15 protein-coding genes are annotated in these 18,245 nt (G+C 73.2%); 3 read left to right on the forward strand and 12 right to left on the reverse strand.

Translation table 11 applies throughout. From position 1 onward, the window contains the following. Nucleotides 1-7 precede the first annotated feature (7 nt). The 3 genes from AB3388_RS27135 (at nucleotide 8) to AB3388_RS27145 (ending at nucleotide 3,360) form a co-directional block, all read left to right on the forward strand. The gene (locus AB3388_RS27135) at nucleotides 8-904 is read left to right on the forward strand and encodes an alpha/beta fold hydrolase (protein WP_495408455.1); all 897 of its coding nucleotides are present in this window, start codon (nucleotides 8-10) and stop codon (nucleotides 902-904) included. A gap of 189 nt (nucleotides 905-1,093) precedes the next feature. Next, nucleotides 1,094-2,803 (forward strand): SpoIIE family protein phosphatase, encoded by a 1,710-nt coding sequence (locus tag AB3388_RS27140; RefSeq protein ID WP_495408456.1) that lies wholly within the window; start codon nucleotides 1,094-1,096, stop codon nucleotides 2,801-2,803. Nucleotides 2,804-2,901: 98 nt separating this feature from the next. Continuing rightward, a complete protein-coding gene (locus AB3388_RS27145; RefSeq protein ID WP_495408457.1) occupies nucleotides 2,902-3,360 on the forward strand; it encodes an ATP-binding protein in 459 nt (152 codons plus the stop codon). Between the two features lie 261 nt (nucleotides 3,361-3,621). Here AB3388_RS27145 and AB3388_RS27150 read toward each other — a convergent pair whose 3' ends face one another. The 12 genes from AB3388_RS27150 to AB3388_RS27205 form a co-directional block, all read right to left on the reverse strand. After that, a complete protein-coding gene (locus AB3388_RS27150) occupies nucleotides 3,622-4,104 on the reverse strand; it encodes a hypothetical protein (protein WP_495408458.1) in 483 nt (160 codons plus the stop codon). Then, on the reverse strand, nucleotides 4,101-4,463 hold the full coding sequence (locus tag AB3388_RS27155) for a response regulator (RefSeq protein WP_495408459.1): 363 nt from the start codon (nucleotides 4,461-4,463) through the stop codon (nucleotides 4,101-4,103). The genes AB3388_RS27150 and AB3388_RS27155 overlap by 4 nt, the downstream gene beginning before the upstream one ends. A 29-nt stretch (nucleotides 4,464-4,492) precedes the next feature. Continuing rightward, nucleotides 4,493-5,011 carry a chemotaxis protein CheX gene (locus AB3388_RS27160; protein ID WP_495408460.1) on the reverse strand — a complete coding sequence of 173 codons (519 nt, stop codon included), beginning with the start codon at nucleotides 5,009-5,011 and terminating at the stop codon, nucleotides 4,493-4,495. Next, complete coding sequence (locus AB3388_RS27165) at nucleotides 5,008-5,391, reverse strand: response regulator (protein WP_495408461.1); 384 nt, start codon at nucleotides 5,389-5,391, stop codon at nucleotides 5,008-5,010. The genes AB3388_RS27160 and AB3388_RS27165 overlap by 4 nt, the downstream gene beginning before the upstream one ends. A gap of 2 nt (nucleotides 5,392-5,393) precedes the next feature. After that, on the reverse strand, nucleotides 5,394-6,218 hold the full coding sequence (locus AB3388_RS27170; RefSeq protein WP_495408462.1) for a CheR family methyltransferase: 825 nt from the start codon (nucleotides 6,216-6,218) through the stop codon (nucleotides 5,394-5,396). Then, nucleotides 6,215-7,321 carry a protein-glutamate methylesterase/protein-glutamine glutaminase gene (locus tag AB3388_RS27175; protein WP_495408463.1) on the reverse strand — a complete coding sequence of 369 codons (1,107 nt, stop codon included), beginning with the start codon at nucleotides 7,319-7,321 and terminating at the stop codon, nucleotides 6,215-6,217. The genes AB3388_RS27170 and AB3388_RS27175 overlap by 4 nt, the downstream gene beginning before the upstream one ends. A 336-nt stretch (nucleotides 7,322-7,657) precedes the next feature. Then, entirely contained in the window at nucleotides 7,658-8,551 is an 894-nt protein-coding gene (locus tag AB3388_RS27180; protein WP_495408464.1) for a hypothetical protein, read from the reverse strand. A 155-nt stretch (nucleotides 8,552-8,706) separates the two neighbouring features. After that, entirely contained in the window at nucleotides 8,707-9,159 is a 453-nt protein-coding gene (locus AB3388_RS27185; protein WP_495408465.1) for a chemotaxis protein CheW, read from the reverse strand. Between the two features lie 3 nt (nucleotides 9,160-9,162). Beyond that, nucleotides 9,163-11,625 (reverse strand): chemotaxis protein CheW, encoded by a 2,463-nt coding sequence (locus AB3388_RS27190; protein ID WP_495408466.1) that lies wholly within the window; start codon nucleotides 11,623-11,625, stop codon nucleotides 9,163-9,165. A gap of 131 nt (nucleotides 11,626-11,756) precedes the next feature. Next, nucleotides 11,757-13,394, reverse strand: coding sequence for a methyl-accepting chemotaxis protein (locus tag AB3388_RS27195; RefSeq protein WP_495408467.1), 1,638 nt, complete (start codon nucleotides 13,392-13,394; stop codon nucleotides 11,757-11,759). A 1,230-nt stretch (nucleotides 13,395-14,624) separates the two neighbouring features. Further along, the gene (locus AB3388_RS27200) at nucleotides 14,625-16,271 is read right to left on the reverse strand and encodes a methyl-accepting chemotaxis protein (RefSeq protein ID WP_495408468.1); all 1,647 of its coding nucleotides are present in this window, start codon (nucleotides 16,269-16,271) and stop codon (nucleotides 14,625-14,627) included. Nucleotides 16,272-16,576: 305 nt separating this feature from the next. Continuing rightward, on the reverse strand, nucleotides 16,577-18,211 hold the full coding sequence (locus AB3388_RS27205) for a methyl-accepting chemotaxis protein (protein ID WP_495408469.1): 1,635 nt from the start codon (nucleotides 18,209-18,211) through the stop codon (nucleotides 16,577-16,579). Nucleotides 18,212-18,245 lie beyond the last annotated feature (34 nt).

The raw sequence follows: 18,245 nt of genomic DNA on the forward strand, positions 1-18,245 counted from the left end.
TGGACCGGTGACCGATCTCCGGGACCCCGAGCAGCTGACCGTGCCCGTCGCCGGGGGCGAGCTCTCGGTGCTGCACTGGGCGGCCCGTTCCGCCGGCGCGCCCGTCGCCGTCCTGCTGCACGGCATCACCTCCAACGCGATGGTCTGGGCGCGGGTCGCGCACGAGCTCGCCGGGGAGGTCGAGGTGGTGGCGCCCGACCTGCGCGGGCGGGCCGGCTCGGCGGGGCTGCCCGGGCCCTACGGTCTGGCCGCGCACGCCGCCGACGTCACCGCCGTCCTCGACCGGTTCGGCGAGGCGGTGCTCGGCGGGCACTCGATGGGCGGCTTCGTCGCCGCCCTCGCCGCAGCGGACGTCGCCCGCTACCGCGTCCGCGGCCTGGTCCTCGTCGACGGCGGCCTGCCCTTCCCTCAGCCACCGGGGGAGGACACCGACGCGATGCTGACCGCGATGCTCGGCAGCACCCTCGACCGGTTGGGGACGACGTTCCCCGACCTCGCCGCGGTGCGGGCGTTCTGGGCGCGGCACCCGACGGTGGGGCCGTGGGTCGACGTCCCGTCGGTGGCCGCGTTCCTGGCGCGGGACGTCGCCGGCGCGCCGCCGCGGCTGCACAGTTCCGTCGTCCCCGAGGCGGTGCGGGTGGACGGCGCGGACATGCTGCTCGACGAGCGGGTGCTGCAGGCCACCGCGGACCTGCCGGTGCCGGCCACCCTGCTGTGGGCGCCGCGGGGCATGACCGACCAACCGCAGGGCCTCTACGACGAGCGGCGGCTGGCCCGCCTGTGCGCCGACCGGGCCGGCGTCACCGCCGTTCCCGTGGCCGACACCAACCACGACTCGATCGTCTGGGCGCCGCAGGGCGTGGCCGCGATCGCCGACGCCCTGCGGACGGCGGCCACGCGCTGACCCCGGCGTGCGGCCGCACGCCGCGTCGGCACCCCCCGTGACCGCATCGTTTCCGGACGCACAGCGTTGATCCTTGGCAGCGGTCGTGACCGCGGCCACAATCTGCGGTATCCGTCCTGCCCGCACGGCGCGGGGCAGGACGCGCTCCAACAGCGGGGCCGCGATGGGGCCGACTGCTGGAGGGCTGAGGTGACGGAACAACAGGTCCCGGCGTCCCTCCCGGACCCCGGCCCCTCGCTCCGGATGGTCGTGGGCGCCGCCGGGCACATCGACCACGACGCCCTCGCGGACATCCTCGAGGCGATGCCCGCCGCCTTCTTCCTGCTCGACCGGCAGTGGCGGTTCCGGTACATCAACGCCGAGATGGACCGCATGATGCCGGACGCGCGGGAGGACATCCTCGGCCGGTCGATGTGGGACGTCTATCCCCGGATGGTCGGCAGCCGGTTCGAGTCCGCCTACCGGGAGGCCGTGTCGACGGGCCGCGCGGTCGCCTTCGAGGCCCCGTACCGGGGAGAGCGCTCCGGGTGGTACGAGGTGCGGGCCTGGCCCCGCCCGGACGGGCTGGCCGTCTACTTCCTCGACGTCACGGCCCGGCACGCGGCCCAGGAGGCGGCGCGGCGCTCGACCGCCCGGCTGGGCCTGCTGGCGCGGGTGAACGCCGAGCTGGCGGGGGCGCTCGACAGCGTCTCCGCGCTGGGGCGGCTGGCGCGGCTCGTCGTCCCGACGCTGACCGACGCCTGCATCGTCACGGTCGTCGACCGGGACGGGCGGGCGCGGGACGTGGGGTCGTGGCACGCCGACCCGCGCCGCCGCGACCTGCTGCGCCAGTACGCGGCCGTGCGGCTGGAGACGCTGCCGCCCACCTCGCCGGTCGCCCTGGCGCTGACCGCGGGCACCTCGGTCACCGAGTCGGTCGCCGACGTCCTCGCGCTGATGCGGCCGGGCCCGGCCCGCGAGCTGCTCGAGCAGCTCGGGCCGGAGCGGGCCGTCGTGCTGCCGCTGCCGGCGCCGGACCGCACGGTCGGCGTCCTCACCATGTACGACGACCCGGGGCGCGCGACCGACGCGGAGGACATCGAGACCGCGCGGGAGGTCGCCGCCCAGGCCGGCCGGGCGATCGACCGCGTGCACCGGCAGAGCCAGCAGGCGCAGCTGGCCGAGGCGCTGCAGCGCAGCCTGCTCACCGAGCCGCCGGCGATCCCGGGGGCCACGGTCGTCGTCCGCTACGTCCCGGCCGCCGAGGCCGCCCGGGTGGGCGGCGACTGGTACGACGCCTTCCTGCACCGGGACGGGACGCCGGTGCTCGTCATCGGCGACGTCGTCGGCCACGACACCGCCGCCGCGGCGGCGATGGGCCAGCTGCGCGCCCTGCTGCGGGGCATCGCGCACCACAGCGGCGCCGGGCCGGCGGAGGTGCTGCGCGGGCTGGACGAGGCGGTCGAGTCGATGCACACCGGTGCCCTGGCGACCGCGGCGGTGGCCCTCCTGGAGGGCCTGGACGCGACGACGGCCGGGACGGCGGACGGCCTGCGGCTGCGCTGGGCCAACGCCGGCCACCCGCCCCCGTTCGTGCTCTCCCCCGACCGGACGGTCACCGTGCTCGGCGGCCGGCTCGGCGACCTGATGCTCGGTGTGGACGCCGACGTCGTGCGCGCGGAGTCGGTCGCCGACCTCGCGCCCGGCAGCACCGTGCTGCTCTACACCGACGGCCTGATCGAGCGCCGCGGCAGCACCATCGACGAGGGCCTGGCCCGCCTGCGCGCCTGCCTGGAGGAGCTGGCCGACCGCCCGCTGGACGAGCTGTGCGACGAGCTGCTCGACCACATGCTGCACGGCACCCCGCAGGACGACGTCGCCCTGGTCGCCGTCCAGCTGCAGCCCGCTCCGCCCCGCTGACCCACCCCGGCGGGGTGCGGACCGCGTCCGGCGGTTGGACCGGCGGAATCCTGGGCACTTCAGGAGCGTCCGAGACAGCGGACGGCGACGGAGGAGGCATGGCTCGAGTGACCTGGCCATTACGGCCCCTGCCGGATGGCCGCGGGGAGGTCTGGCGCTGGCAGCTCGGCGGGATCGCGGAACTCCCGGCCGCGCGGTCGGTCCTGCGCAGCCGGCTCGACGACGTGGGCTTCCCGCGCGACGAGGACGACCCAGCGGCGGAGCGCCTCATCCTCGCTTTCGATGAGCTCGCCTCGAACGGGCTGCGGCACGGAGCGTGCCCGGTGGTGGCCACGGTCATCGCCGGCAGCGGTGGCTGGCTGCTCGACGTCAGCGACCGGGCCGCGGACGCGATGCCCGCGCCGGCGGTCGACCGCGACCCCTCCGAGGGCGGGCTCGGCCTGCACCTGGTGGCGCGGCTGTCGGTCGCCCACGGCTGGTACGTCGACGGCTCCTGCAAGCACGTGTGGGCCTGCCTGCCCAGCACCATCGAGGAGCGCGAAGCAGCCCTGGTCTGACGGCCGGCCTGTTCCACGTGCAACACCAGGCCCCGCCCCGCTCGGGTGAGCGGGCCGGGGCCTGGTGAAGTCAGGGGGACCTGACATGTCGCTGCGAACGGGGGGCCCGGAGGGTCTCCGACGAGCAGCGACGGAAGCGGCTCAACGCATCAGGTGGCCCCGGTGCAGGGGCCCGCGTCGAGCGTGCGAGACGCGGGGGGCAGCGGGGTCCTTCCGGGCAGTGGGCCGCGGTGCGATCCGGAGGATCGCGATGTCATCGCGTCACGGCAGGACGAGCGACAGGCCGCCCTTGCCGTAGCCGGGCACCTCGACGGCGAGGTCGATCCGGTTGAAGTTGGCCAGCATGCCGGCCACGTCACCCGGCAGCTCCTCGCCCGGCGCGTAGAGCTTGTGCAGCTTGGAGTGCGGCGCACCGGGGACGTTGAGCATCGCGGAGAGCACGTTCACGACCTCGTGCAGCGCCTCGGTCATGAGGCCGGTGAGCTCGCCGTCCTCCTCGACCGCGTCCTGGCAGCCGCCGGGGGGCAGCAGGGCCAGCGCGCCGCCGGTGTAGGCGGAGGCGGCGAGGTCCATCACGCAGAGGGCGTTGATCGCCATCTGCGGGTCGACGTAGACCGCCACCGACACCGGCTTCTTCTCCGTCGGGGTGACCGGCGGGCCCGGGTTGACGGTGACCGGCTTGCCGAGCAGGCCCGCGAGCATGTCGCGGACGTCCTTCGCTGCGGGCAGGAGGACGGTGCTCACACGATCACCCCGTCGAGGACGTCCTTGAACGTCTCCTCGTTGAACGGCTTGGCGATGAGGAACAGGGCGCCGGCGTTGGCCGCCTTGTCCCGCATCTCGGGCGAGCCCTCCGAGGTGACGAACCCGAACGGGACGTCGGAGCCGGACGAGCGCAGCGCCTGCAGGCACTCGATGCCGGTCATGTTGGGCATGTTCCAGTCGGACAGGACCAGGTCCGGCTGTTCCGAACCGACCTTGGCCAGCGCGTCGGCGCCGTCCTCGGCCTCGACGATGTCGTGGTCGTCGTAGCCGGCCTGGCGGAGCGTACGGATGACGATCTGCCGCATCACGCGGCTGTCGTCGGCGACGAGGATCTTCACAGGGACACCTACTTCCGTGATGCGGATTTTCAGGGGTGGGACACCGGCAGCGGCGGCAGCGCGCCCTGCACGGAGACGATGACCGGCTGGCCCCGCCAGAGGACGTCGATGCGGACGACGTCGGCGGGGTTCCGGACGGCCGGCGCGTCGCCGACCTCGGGCAGGCCGAGGGCGGACGGGCCGGGGAGGGCGGCCTTGACGTTGCCGCCCACGACGTTGGCGATCTCGCCGAAGGCGTCGGCGACGTCCTCGTGCTCGAGCAGCTCCGGGGCGAACTCCCCGAGCAGCGCCCGGGTCAGCTCGGCGGCGGTCTGCCGGCCGGCGGTGAGGACGACGCTGCCGGTCCACGGGCCGACCACGTCGACCCAGCTGGAGAGCACGTCGGCGGGCAGCGGCTCGGGCACCGGGACGAGCACCTCGTCCTCCCCGACGAGCGCGACCCACGCCTCCTCGGCGATCGAGAGCACGGTGGTCTCGTCGATCAGCCCGGTGATCAGCGGGCGCGCGTCGCCGGCGCGGCGGCGCTCACCGGTGTCGAACGCCGTCACAGGACGACCTCCTGGGGGAGCAGGCCGAGCAGCGCGAGCTTGTCGCGGATGGCGTCGGCGGTGAACGGCTTGATCACGTACTCGTGGGCGCCGGCGGCCAGGGCCCGCACGATCTGCGTGTGCTCGCTCTCGGACGTGACCATCATGATCGTCACGTTCCGCCAGGCCGGGTTGGCCCGGACGGCCGAGACGAACTGCAGGCCGTCCATCACCGGCATGTTCCAGTCCACGCAGCACAGGTCGGGGATCCAGCCCTCGTCGAGGACGTCGAGCCCCTCCCGGCCGTGGCCGGCGTCGCGTACCTCGAAGCCGAGGCCCTCGACGATTCCCGTGACGATCCGGCGCATGGCGCGGGAGTCGTCGATCACCAGAGCACGCACGTTCAGGCCCCCTTCAGCGGGCGGTAGGCGGAGCTGCGGCCGATGACGACCCGCTCCCAGGAGTCGTCGACGCCGAGAGTCGTCTCCGCGGCGCCAAGGAACAGCCACCCGTCGGGGCGCATGAGCTCGCGCACCCGCCGGAGGATCGCCTGCTTGGTGCTCAGGTCGAAGTAGATGAGGACGTTGCGGAGGTAGACCACGTCGAACGGGCCCATCCGCGGCAGCGCAGCGGCGAGGTTGCACTCCGAGGCGGTCACCATGCGACGCAGCCCCGGGGCCACCTCCCACTCGGTGCCCGCCCGGGAGAAGTGCCGGACCAGCATGGGGGCCGGCAGGCCGCGGTTGACCTCGAGCTGGCTGAACCGCCCCGCGCGGGTGCGCTCGACCATCTCGCGGGAGATGTCGGTGGCGGTGATCGAGACCCGCGACGCCGCGTTGGGCAGCGCGTCCTCGAGCAGCATCGCGATCGTGTACGGCTCCTGACCGCTCGAGCAGGCCGCCGACCAGATCTTCAGCGGCTCGACCGGCCCGCGGGCGGCCAGCAGGGCCGGCAGCACCGTCGAGGTCAGCGCGGTGAACGGGTCGCCGTCCCGGAACCACGACGTCTCGTTCGTGGTCAGGGCCTCGACGATCTTGCGGGTGGCGTCGGGGCTGGGCCGGCTGCGCACCGTGTCGACCAGCTTGCCGACGTCGGGCAGCCCCATGGAGCGGGCGACGGGCAGCAGCCGGGCCTCGACCAGGTACTCCTTGCCGGGCTGCAGGACGATCGCGCTCTCCCGGTGGACCAGCTGGCGCACCCAGTCGAAGCTCGTGGTGGGCAGCGTCATCGCCGGCCTCCGATTGTTGCAGGAGCGGTGGACCCGCTGGGCAGACCCGACAGGTGCCGGTGGATGGCCTCTGCGACGCGGTCGAGCGGCAGGATCTCGTCGGCGTAGCCGGCCTGGGCGACCGCGCCGGGCATGCCCCAGACGACGGACGTGGCCTGGTCCTGGACCAGCACCGTGCCGCCGGCCGCGCGGATCGCGCCCGCGCCGACCCGGCCGTCGTGGCCCATGCCGGTGAGCACGACGCCGAGGACGGCGCCGTCGTAGACCGACACCGCGGAGCGGAACAGCGGGTCCACCGCGGGGCGGCAGAAGTTCTCCGGCGGGTCCTGGGTCAGCGCGGTGTGCGGGCCGCGGCCGGACGGCCGGACGACGAGGTGCCGGTCGCCGGGCGCGAGGTGGACGGTGCCGGGCTGCAGCGGCGTCCCGTCGACCGCCTCGACGACGCGGAGGGCGGAGAGCCGGTCCAGCCGCTGCGCGAACTGGCGGGTGAACACCGGGGGCATGTGCTGCACGAGCAGCACGGGCACCGGCAGCGATGCCGGCAGGGCCGGCAGCACGCGGGCCAGCGCCTCCGGGCCGCCGGTGGAGGAGCCGATGACCAGGACGGCGGGCTTGCGGACCGGCCCGGTGCGCGGGGCCGGCGGGCGCGGCGCCGGGGGCGGGGGAGCGGCGGCCCGCGGGCCGGGGCCCACCGGACGGCCGAGCAGCGCCTTGATCTTCGGGATGAGCTGCTCGCGCACGCTCTCCATCGACTGGGCGACGCTGCCGACGTTGGCCGGCTTGGTGACGTAGTCGTTGGCCCCTGCGGACAGCGCGTCGAGCGTCGCCGACGCCCCGCGCTCGGTGAGCGTGCTGAACATGATGATCGGCACGCGGCTGCGCATGGCCCGGATGGCCCGCACCGCCTCGATGCCGTTCATCTCCGGCATCTCGATGTCCATGGTGACCAGGTCGGGCTTGAGCGCTTCGAGCTTGGCGAGGGCCACCTTGCCGTTCACGGCGGTGCCCACGACCTCGATGGAGGGGTCATCGGACAGCACGTCGGTCACGATCTTGCGTACGACGACCGAGTCGTCGACGACCATCACCCGGATCGGGTCCACGCGTGTCCTCCTGCTTTTCTGCCGGGCCGCCACCCAGCAGGCCGTTCCTTTTCCGTATCGGCATCAACGGCGTCCGAGTTGAGCGAATTCGCGGAAAAGGAGTTCGCGCAACAAGCCCGGGACTGCTGTTGTGTGCGCGACGAGAGTGACGCATGCGAAGACGTCCGGGCGCGCGAAACGCCGACGCGCCGAACGCTTTTTTATGCGTGCGGTCAGCGCATCAGAATTGTCGGGAAGTCGACACAGGAAATTCGATCACCGCAGAAGTCGACACATTTCCGCGGGCACGGACGGTGCCCGTCGACCGGTCGTGCGGACGGCGTTGGCGAGCGGGGCTCAGGGGCGGCCGCTGATCCGCAGCCACGGCGCGCGCAGGACGGCGAGCGAGCCCTCGTCGAGCAGGTCGGCCATGGCCACGCCCTGGACGCAGCCGGCGACGGCGTTCCAGACGCCGTGCGCGCCGTCCCGGCCGTCGAAGCCGCCGTCGACGAAGGCACGGACGGCGTGCAGCTGCGCGGTCGCGACCGTGCGGGTGCGGCCGGAGACGTGCGCGGCCCAGCAGGCGTCGTGCATCGCCGAGGCCCACGGCCGGTGCTCGGCGCGGCCCTCGTCGACCGCGGCGCGCCAGCGACCGCGGCCGGCGCCGTCCAGCCCCGCGATCGCGGCGAGCAGCTCGGTCAGCTCGACGGTGGCCGGGCCCAGGTCCGGCAGGCCGCCCCAGCCCACCGCGGCGCGGTTGTAGGCGGCGGTGAGCTCGCGGTGCACCAGCGGCGGCAGGACCTCCTCGGCCCAGAAGCCGACCGCCGCGTCGGCGAGGACGTCGGCCGCCTCGGCACGGACCTCCTCGGCCACGGAGGCGGCGGCTGCGTGCTCGTACCCCAGCACGTCCTCGCGGAGCAGCCGCTCGAGGGTGGGGGCGTTGCCGATGGTGCCGCGCTCGAGCTGGTCGACGAGGACGGCGGTGCGGTCCTCGGCCGCGGTGGTGCGCCCGGCCACCCCGCTGACGTGCGGCACGCCGGAGGCCAGCTCCCGGGCGCGCCGCGAGCGGACGGCCAGGACGCCGCGGTGCTCGGGCGAGGCCTCCCGGCCCGGGTGGGCGGCGGCGAGGCGCTGGAGCGTGGTGGCGTCCGCGTTCAGCCCGGTGAGCAGCACCTCGGCCACGTGGCGGCCGGAGGGCAGGCGCACCAGGTCGAATCCCAGCGTGGCGGCACTGACCAGCGAGTAGGGCACGGCAGCGCCTCCAGAGGTTCCCGGGAAGTGGGCCAGCCCATGCTGACGGTCATCGCCCCGGAACGCCACGCGGCCGTCACCCGATAGCCGGAGAACCGGTGGGTGACGGCCGCGTGTCCGGCTGCATCTGGTGTGCAGCCGATCGCTCTGTGTGACTAGGCCGAGACGGCCTTCTGGACGTCGAGGGCCAGCAGCAGCTGGCCGTCCAGCTTGTAGGCGCCGCGGATCAGCTCGCGGGCCTGGCCGTCGAGGGTGTCCGGCGGGGCCTCGAAGTCCGCGGCGTCGACGTCCACCACGTCGGCGATCGAGTCCACGAGCAGGCTGACCGCCTCCCCGTGCAGCCGGACGACGATGACGACGGCGTCGGTACCCTCGGGCCGCGCCGGGCGGCCGAGCCGCTCGCGCAGCTCGATCGCGGTCACGACCTGGCCGCGCAGGTTGATCAGGCCGGCCACGGCCGGGGGCGCCAGCGGCACCCGGGTCAGGCCCTGGCTCTTGAGCACCTCCTGCACGTGCGCCACCTCGACGCCGTAGAGGTCGCCGTCCAGCCAGAAGGTGGCCAGCTGGCCGCCCGTGGCGGGCGCCTTGAGCTCGGTCGGAGCGGACACGGGTCAGACCTCCAGCAGCGGGGCCGCGACGACGTCGGTCGCCGGCAGGGACGGGGGAACGGTGTAGAACGCCGGGTCGGCGGCCAGGATCGCGGCGCGGACGTCGAGCAGCTCGGTGACCTTGTCGCCGAGGACGGCGGAGCCGAGCAGGCCCATGTCGTCGATGTCGCTGCGGACCGCGGCCTCGCCGTCCACGATGTCGAGGATCTCCTCGACCACGATGGCCACGCTGCGGCCGTGGTCGGAGTAGACGATCACCTCGAGCACCTCGCGGTCGGTCTCGCCGTAGGCGCCGAGGTGCCGGTCGAGGCGGACCATCGGCAGGATCGCGCCGCGGTACTGGACGACCTCGCGGTTGCCGACCTTCTCGACGGTCTCGGTGCGGACCTGCTCGAGGCGGGTGACCGTGTCGAGCGGGATCGCCACGCGCCGGCCGCCGCCGATGGCGGCCAGCAGCATCCGCTGGCGGTCGGACTCGCCGGCCGCGGCGGCCGCGGCGAGGGCCGCGCGGGCCTCGTGCCGCTCGGCGGTCTCGGTCCGCAGCGCCCGGCGGGAGAGAGCCTGCACGTCGAGGATCAGCGCGATGGTGCCGTCGCCGAGCACGGTGGCGCCGGAGAACAGCCCGATCGACTTCAGCTGCCCGCCGAGGGCCTTGACCACGATCTCCTCGGTGTTGAGGACGCGGTCGACGACCAGGCCGAAGCGCCGGCCCTCGGAGCGCAGCACGGCGATGACCACGTGGCCGTCGTGCCGGTCGCTGGGCAGGTCGAGGACGTCGGTGAGCCGGACGAGGGGGAGCAGCTCCCCGCGCAGCCGGTAGACCGGCGCGCCGCCGACCTCCTCGACCGCGGTGGCCGCCTTCTCGGCGTCGAGGGCCACGAGCTCCTGCAGGCTGATCTGCGGGATGGCGTAGCGGTCGCCGGCGCACTCGACGGTGAGCGCGGGGACGATGGCCAGCGTCAGCGGGATGCGCAGCCGCATGCAGGTGCCCTCGCCGGGCTGCGACTCGACCTCGATGGTGCCGCCGATGGCCTCGATGTTGGTCTTGACGACGTCCATGCCGACCCCGCGGCCGGAGACGTTGGTGACCGCGGCGGCCGTGGAGAAGCCCGGCAGGAAGATCAGCTGCAGGAGGTCCTGCGCGCCCATCCGGTTGAGCGCGTCGGGGGAGATCAGGCCGCGCTCGACGGCCTTGGCGCCGATCTTCATGGGGTCGATGCCGGCGCCGTCGTCGGCGACCTCGACGACGACCTGCCCGCTCTCGTGCCGGGCCCGGAGGGTGAGCACGCCCTCGGCGGGCTTGCCCTTGGCCTTGCGGACGTCGGCGGCCTCGATGCCGTGGTCGACGGAGTTGCGGACCAGGTGGGTCAGCGGGTCCTTGACCGCCTCGAGGAGGGTCTTGTCGAGCTCGGTGTCCCGGCCCTCCATCTCCAGGCGGATGGTCTTCTTCAGCTGCAGACCGAGGTCGCGGACGACGCGCGGCAGCTTGGACCAGATGTGGTCGATCGGCTGCATGCGCGTCTTCATGACGCCCTCCTGCAGCTCGCTCGCGATGAGGTTGAGCCGCTGGGAGGCGCGCAGCAGGTCGGTGTCGTTGGTGCGGCCGACGTACTGGACGATCTGGTTGCGGGTGAGCACCAGCTCACCGACCAGCAGCATCAGCTCGTCGAGCAGGTCGACGTCCACGCGGATCGTGCTGTCGGCGACCCCGCGGCGGCCGGCCTGGCCGGCTCCGCCCTCGGCGGGGGGAACGCCCTCGCCGTCGGCGTGCTCGGCGGCGTCGTCCGCGGCCGGCCGCGGCTGCGGCACGGGCACCTCGGCGACGGGGGCGTCGACCTGGGAGGCCACGGCATCCTCGGGGACGACGTCCTCGACCGGTGCGGCGGCCGCCTTGGCCGGGGCCTTCTTCGCCGCGGCCTTGCGGGCGGGGGCCTTGGCGGGGGCGGCGGCCTTCGGGGCGGCCTTGGCCGCCGGGGTCCGGGGGGCGGCCTTGGCCGCGGCCTTCCGGGCGCGGGTCGCGGCCGGCTTGGCGGCGGGCGCGGCGAGCTCGGTGGCGGGCGCCGGCTCCTCGGCGGGGGCGCCGTCCTCCATGGCCGCGCTGATCTCGGCCACGACGCCGGCGACGTCGACCGAGCCCTCGCCGCCGCTGGCCTCGATGGAGGTCAGCAGCGAGCGGACGGTGTCCACCATGCGCAGCAGCACGCTGGTGCGGTGCGGGGTCAGCTCGAGCTCGCCGTCCCGCAGCCGGGACAGCATGTTCTCGCCGACGTGGGTGACCTCCTCCAGGCGGTTGAACGCCAGGAAGCCCGAGGTGCCCTTGATCGTGTGGATGGTGCGGAAGATGCTGGAGAGCCGCTCCCGCGAGTTCGGCTCCTGCTCCAGGGCGACGAGGTCCGTGTCCAGCTGATCGAGGTTCTCGTGACTCTCGACCAGGAACTCCTCGACGATGTCGTCCAGACCGTCCACAGTTCTCTCTTCTCTCGTTCTCGACCGGAGCCCAGCAGGCTCCGGATCACTTATCGGCGGCTTCTCACCCGATGTGGAGGTGAACCGCCGGCGGCGTCCCCGGCCGGGCGGGTGACCGGCCGGGGCGGCCCTCAGTACGTGAAGGTGCCGACCGTCGTACGCAGCTCGGCGGCCATGCGGGAGAGCTCGTCGACGGCGGTGCGCGTCTGGGTCAGCGCCTGGGTGGTCGACTCCGCCGCCGTGGAGACGCCGGTGATGTTGTTGGCGATCTGACCGGTCCCGCCGGCCGCCTCCTGCACCGAGCGCGACATCTCATTCGTCGTCGCGGTCTGCTCCTCGACCGCGGAGGCGATGGTGGTCTGCCGGTCGCTGATCTGCGCGACGATCGAGCTGATCTCCTCGATCGCCGTGACCGCGGCCCCGGTGTCGGCCTGGATGGCCTCCACCCGGCGGGCGATGTCCTCGGTCGCCTTCGCGGTCTCCTGCGCCAGCTCCTTGACCTCGTTGGCGACGACGGCGAAGCCCTTGCCGGCCTCACCCGCCCGCGCGGCCTCGATCGTGGCGTTCAGCGCCAGCAGGTTGGTCTGCTCCGCGATCGACGTGATGACCTTCACCACGTTGCCGATCTCGGCCGAGGACTCGCCCAGCTTGCTCACCGTGGCCGTGGTCGTCTCGGCGGCGGTCACCGCGCGGGCGGCCACCTCCGAGGCCTCCGCGGCGTTCGTCGCGATCTCGCGGATCGAGGCGCCCATCTGCTCCGCGCCGGCGGCCACGGTCTGCACGTTGCGGCTGACCTCCTCGGCCGCCGAGGACACGACACCGGACTGCGCCGAGGTCTCCTCCGCCGACGCCGAGATCTGCGCCGCGGACGCGCTCAGTTCCTCCGAGGAGGCGGCCACGGCGTCGGCCGAGGTGACCACCGTGGCGAGCACCCCGCGCAACGAGGCGGTGGCCTCGTCGAGCGCGGCAGCCGTGCGGCCGACCTCGTCGTTCTGCTGGACACCGCTCGAGCGGGTCAGGTCACCCCGGGCGAGGGCGGTGGCCACCTCCATGACCGCGGCGAGCGGACGGACGATGCGGCGCCCGACGAGCAGCGCACCGGCCAGCGCCACCAGCGCGGCCAGCACGATCGCACCGAGCATGAAGCGGGTCGCACTCGCCTGCTGGTCCGCCGCCGCCCGGCCGGCGGCCGCGACGCGCTCGTCCACCGACGTCCGGAGCTTCCTGGTCAGGTCCAGGAGCTTGAAGTAGACGTCATAGCCGTCACCGGTGATGAGGGTGTCGGCGGCGGTCGTCGAGGCCGGGGTGTCCTGGTTGTAGAGCGCGACCGCCTGGTCGTCGATCGCGTAGAAGTTGCCCCACTCGGCCTGGATGGCCTCGAACGTCCTCGCCTCGCCAGGGCTCAGGTGCGCGGTCGGCATCTTCTTCAGCTCGGCCTTGAGGGCGTCAAGGACGTCCAGGAACCCTTTGCGGTTCTCACTGGCGGGGGCTACCGCAGCGACGGGGCCGATCTTGCGCGCGTCCCAGGCGTAGGCGGTCTGCCACCCGCTCACGTCGGCGTTGAAGTACTCGAGCTCCTGGGTGTGCACCTGCACGTCGTTGAGCTTCTGGATGTCATCGCGCGCCTGGCCGGCGCTGCTGAGGCCGCCCAGCCCGACCCAGCCCACGATGATCGCCGCCACCATCCCGACGGCGCCGACCGCGATGATCATCCCGCGGACGCCCAGCGCCCGGCGGGTGCGGTGGCGGGCAGTGCTGCCGCTTTCCATGGTCGTCCCTTTTCTCCTCATTGCGCGGCATTCCCTCGTGGTCCGCGCCCGACCGACACCCGGGTGGGATATCTCGGGATCCAGACTGTAGGGCTGAATTTCAGCGCCCCCGGGAAGTCGGCCGCGCGGGTATTCGATGGGCACCATCGGGATCGTTGATGAATTCTTCCGCGCTGATTTGTCGACACCTTCAGATCCATATTGGCCAAGATTTCCCAGGTCTCGGCTGCACCCAGCCCCTCGGGGGAGGCCACGACCTGCGAGTACCAATGCCTGTCGTCTGCTTTTCCGTGTCTCCGGGTCGACATTTCTGTCCCGCGTTCCGACCGGTGAAGGAAATCGGGGCCCGTACGGACGGTCGTCCGCGCGCCCCGAGAGAGGGCGTCCGTCAGTACGTGCAGCGACCCACCGCGGCGCACAGGTCGGCCGCCATCCGCGACAGCTCGTCGACGGCGCCGGGCGAGTGGCCGAGCGCCTGCGTCATGACTCGACCGCGCCCGAGACGCTCGAGACGTTTCGTGGCGATCTGCGCGGTGCGGCCGGCGGCCCTCCTGGACCGACCGCAACATCTCGTTGGTCGTCGCCGTCCGCTCCCCCGCAGCCGAGGCGATGGAGGTCGACCGGTCACAGGTCTGGGCTCCCCGATGGTCTGCTCGACGAGGCTGTGATCACCCTGTCCACCGTCCCGATCTCGGCAGCCCGCCTCGTCGTCCGCCGGGACGTCCAGGGTCACGGTGAGGTCGCCGGGGGGGACCCGCTCGAGGCCGTCCTGCACCGACATCGATCCGGCTGGGGACGAGGAAGGCACCGGCAGGCCGAGCGCCACGGGGGCCGGTCACCGAGGGGTGACCACCTGGGCGGTCGCGTTGGCGCGGGCGGCGTCTGGCGGGTCTGCGCGACGCGCGCGTCGACGAACGTCCTCAGCTGCGGCATCGCCTGGCCGAGGACGCGTTCTCCGGGAGCGTGGCGAGGTTCGTGCGGCACGTCGCGTCCAACCGGCTGCGGTCGATGTCGACGAGTTTCCCGAAGCCGGTGGCGCTGTCGGAGTGGTTCTTCACGTCGTCACCGGCTGGGTCGGCGGCGACCGCGCCGCCGTCCGCGCGGAACTCCGGGCGGTGATGTTCTGCCGGTTGCGGCCCACAGCAGCTCGTAGCGAGTGGGGACTCCCGGACGTGCCCTCGAGGCCGCACGGACGTGGTCGTCCGCACGGCCTCGAGGGCCAGCGGTGGATCAGTAGGTGAAGGTGCCGACCGTCGTGCGCAGGTCCGCGGCCATGCGGGAGAGCTCGTCGACCGCGGTGCGCGTCTGGGTCAGCGCCTGGGTGGTCGAGTCGGCCGCGGTGGAGACGCCGGAGATGTTCTCCGCGATCTGGCCGGTCCCGCCGGCCGCCTCCTGCACCGAGCGCGACATCTCGTTCGTCGTCGCGGTCTGCTCCTCCACCGCCGAGGCGATGGTGGTCTGCCGGTCGGAGATCTGCGCGACGATCGAGCTGATCTCCTCGATCGCGGTCACCGCGGCCGAGGTGTCGCCCTGGATCGCCTCCACCCGGCGGGCGATGTCCTCGGTCGCCTTGGCCGTCTCCTGGGCCAGCTCCTTGACCTCGTTGGCCACGACGGCGAAGCCCTTGCCCGCCTCACCCGCGCGGGCCGCCTCGATGGTCGCGTTGAGCGCCAGCAGGTTCGTCTGCTCGGCGATCGACGTGATGACCTTGATGACGTTGCCGATCTCCGCCGAGGACTCACCAAGCTTGCTCACCGTGGCCGTCGTCGTCTCCGCAGACGTCACCGCCCGCGCCGCCACCTCGCTGGCCTCGGCCGCGTTCGAGGCGATCTCCCGGATGCTGGCGCCCATCTGCTCGGCACCGGCCGCCACCGTCTGCACGTTGCGCGACACCTCCTCCGCCGCCCCGGCGACCACGCCGGACTGCGCCGAGGTCTCCTCCGCCGAGGCGGAGATCTGCATCGAGGACGCCGACAGCTCCTCCGAGGAGGCGGCCACCGCGTCCGCCGAAGCAGCCACGGAGCCCATCAGACCGCGCAGGTTCCCCACCGCGGTGTCGAGCGCCTGGCTCATCCGACCGAGCTCGTCCCGGGTCGCCAGGCCGCTGGTCCGCGTCAGATCACCGGCGGCCAGCCCCTCGGCGACGTCCTGCACCCGGCGCACGCCGCCGGCGATGCCGCGGGCGATGAGCAGACCGATGCCGAGCGCGACCGCGATACCGGCCACGAGCAGCACGATCGCCAGGGTCCGCTGGCTCTCGTACTGGTCCTGGGCGTGCGTCGCCGCTTCGCGGGCGTCGGCGTCCTCGGCGTCCGCGAGCGCATCGAGGCCGTCCTCGGCGTCCTGGGCGAACGGCGACACCTGCGCCTTGTTCGCCTCGTAGAAGCCGGCGTTGTCGTTCGCGAGCGCGAACGGCGTGAGGACCGTCTGTGCGGTGGTCACGTACTGGTCGTAGGCCGCTTTGGCCTCATCGAGCTGCTGCGCCTGGCCGGCGTCGGGCCCGGTCGCGTCGTAGGCGTCGTGCTGCTGCTGGAACTGCGCCTGCAGGTCGGTCAGGCCGTCGAGCAGCCGCTGTGCCTCGGCCGGGTCCGGGATGATGAGGGCGTCGCGCAGCTGCTTCCGGGTCTCCCCGACCGTCGTGATCATGTCGTCGAGGGCAGCGATCCCGGCGAGGTTGCCGTCGTAGAGCCTCTGTGTCGCAGCCGCCGAGCTTCCCAGTGCCGAGATGCCCATCACCCCGACGGCGGCGGCGACCACGCCGGCGGTGCCGACGGCGGTGAGGATCTTGGTGCTGACCCCCCGATCGGCCCACCAGGCCGTGGACCGGGCCGGCGGCCTGGACACGGCGAGCGAATCGTCGGACAGGGATGTGGACATGGAGGCGCTCCTCGAACAACCGCCGCGGCGGAAAGGACGTTGTGCTCGCGGTGGTGGCGACGGTGGCTCCAGCGAGTTCCGATGGCCGTCATCGGCTGCATCGATGGCTCGACGATAAGCGTGGCTCTGCGCGACCGCGCGCCATTCATTTCGGCGCGTCGCCGATGCCCGACAATTTCTTGCCGACCACGGTTCATTCTGCCGTTTGTCGACAAGTGCATTCCCTTGGCCGCTGACCGTCCGGGAAAGCACACGGGGCCGTGCGGACGTCGTCGTCCGCACGGCCCCGCCGGGACCTGCTGGGTTCAGTAGGTGAAACGCCCCACCGTGGTGCGCAGGTCCGCGGCCATCCGCGACAGCTCGTCGACGGCCGTGCGCGTCTGGGTCAGCGCCTGCGTCGTGCTGCCCGCCGCCGTCGAGACGCTGGTGATGTTCTCGGCGATCTGCCCGGTGCCGCCGGCCGCCTCCTGCACCGAGCGCGACATCTCGTTGGTGGTCGCGGTCTGCTCCTCCACGGCCGAGGCGATGGTGGTCTGCCGGTCGCTGATCTGCGCGACGATCGAGCTGATCTCCTCGATCGCGGTCACCGCGGCCGAGGTGTCGCCCTGGATCGCCTCCACCCGGCGGGCGATGTCCTCGGTCGCCTTGGCCGTCTCCTGGGCCAGCTCCTTGACCTCGTTGGCCACGACGGCGAAGCCCTTGCCCGCCTCCCCGGCGCGGGCGGCCTCGATGGTCGCGTTGAGCGCCAGCAGGTTCGTCTGCTCGGCGATCGACGTGATGACCTTGATGACGTTGCCGATCTCCGCCGAGGACTCACCAAGCTTGCTCACCGTGGCCGTCGTCGTCTCCGCAGACGTCACCGCCCGCGCCGCCACCTCGCTGGCCTCGGCCGCGTTCGAGGCGATCTCCCGGATGCTGGCGCCCATCTGCTCGGCACCGGCCGCCACCGTCTGCACGTTGCGCGACACCTCCTCCGCCGCCCCGGCGACCACGCCGGACTGCGCCGAGGTCTCCTCCGCCGAGGCGGAGATCTGCATCGAGGACGCCGACAGCTCCTCCGACGACGCGGCGACCGCATCGGCCGAGGCCACCACGGAGGCCAGGACCTCCCGCAGGTTGTCCTGGGCGATGTCCAGGGCCGCGGCCATCCGGCCGACCTCGTCCCGCTGGTCGATGCCGGACCTGTGGGTCAGGTCCCCCTCCGCCAGGCGCTCGGCGGAGGTGCGGACGCGGACCAGGACCCGCGTGATGCCGCGGGCCACCAGCACGCCGAAGGCCAGCGCCAGCAGCGCGCCGACGACGATGACGGCGAGCAGGAACGTGCGCGTGGAGGCGAACTCGTCGGCGGCGGCGACGGCCTGCTTCTCGGCGGTCGCCGCCTCGAGCTCGGCCAGCGCCTGCACCTCCTCGACGATCTCCTGGCTCAGCGGCGCCACCTGCTGGGCCCGGAGCGTGTCGAACTCCGCCATGCGGCCCTGCGCGGCGAGGGCGTCGAGCTGGTCGCTCAGGTCGATGTAGGTGTCGATGTCGGCCAGCGCCGTCGTGACGGCCTCGCGCACGGCCGGCGTCGGGTCGGTCTCCTCGAGGATCCGCGCGCCGGCGGCGGCCAGCTCGTCCCGGGACGCGGCGCGGTCGGCGACGAACCGCTGCTTGGCCTCCGCGGTCGGTGCGTACGCGGCACTGGTCGAGGTGAACCGGCCGGCGAGGAACTGGAAGCGGACCTCCTGGGCCAGCTGGGTCCCGAGGACGTTCTGCCGGTACATGGCGTCGGTGCGATCGGCGGCGGCGCCGAGCTCCCGCATGCCGAGGACGCCGGTGACGACCGTGACCACCACGGCCAGGCCGACCGCGATGGTGACCTTGGCGGCGACGGGCAGGTCGCGGAAGCGCCGCGCGGACGGGCGGCGCTCGTCGACGGCGGCGTGGGGGGTGGTGCTCACTGGGTGCGTGCTCCTGGAATTCGGTTCCTCGAAC

It is taken from the genome of Geodermatophilus sp. SMS 5-13, from assembly GCF_059428245.1.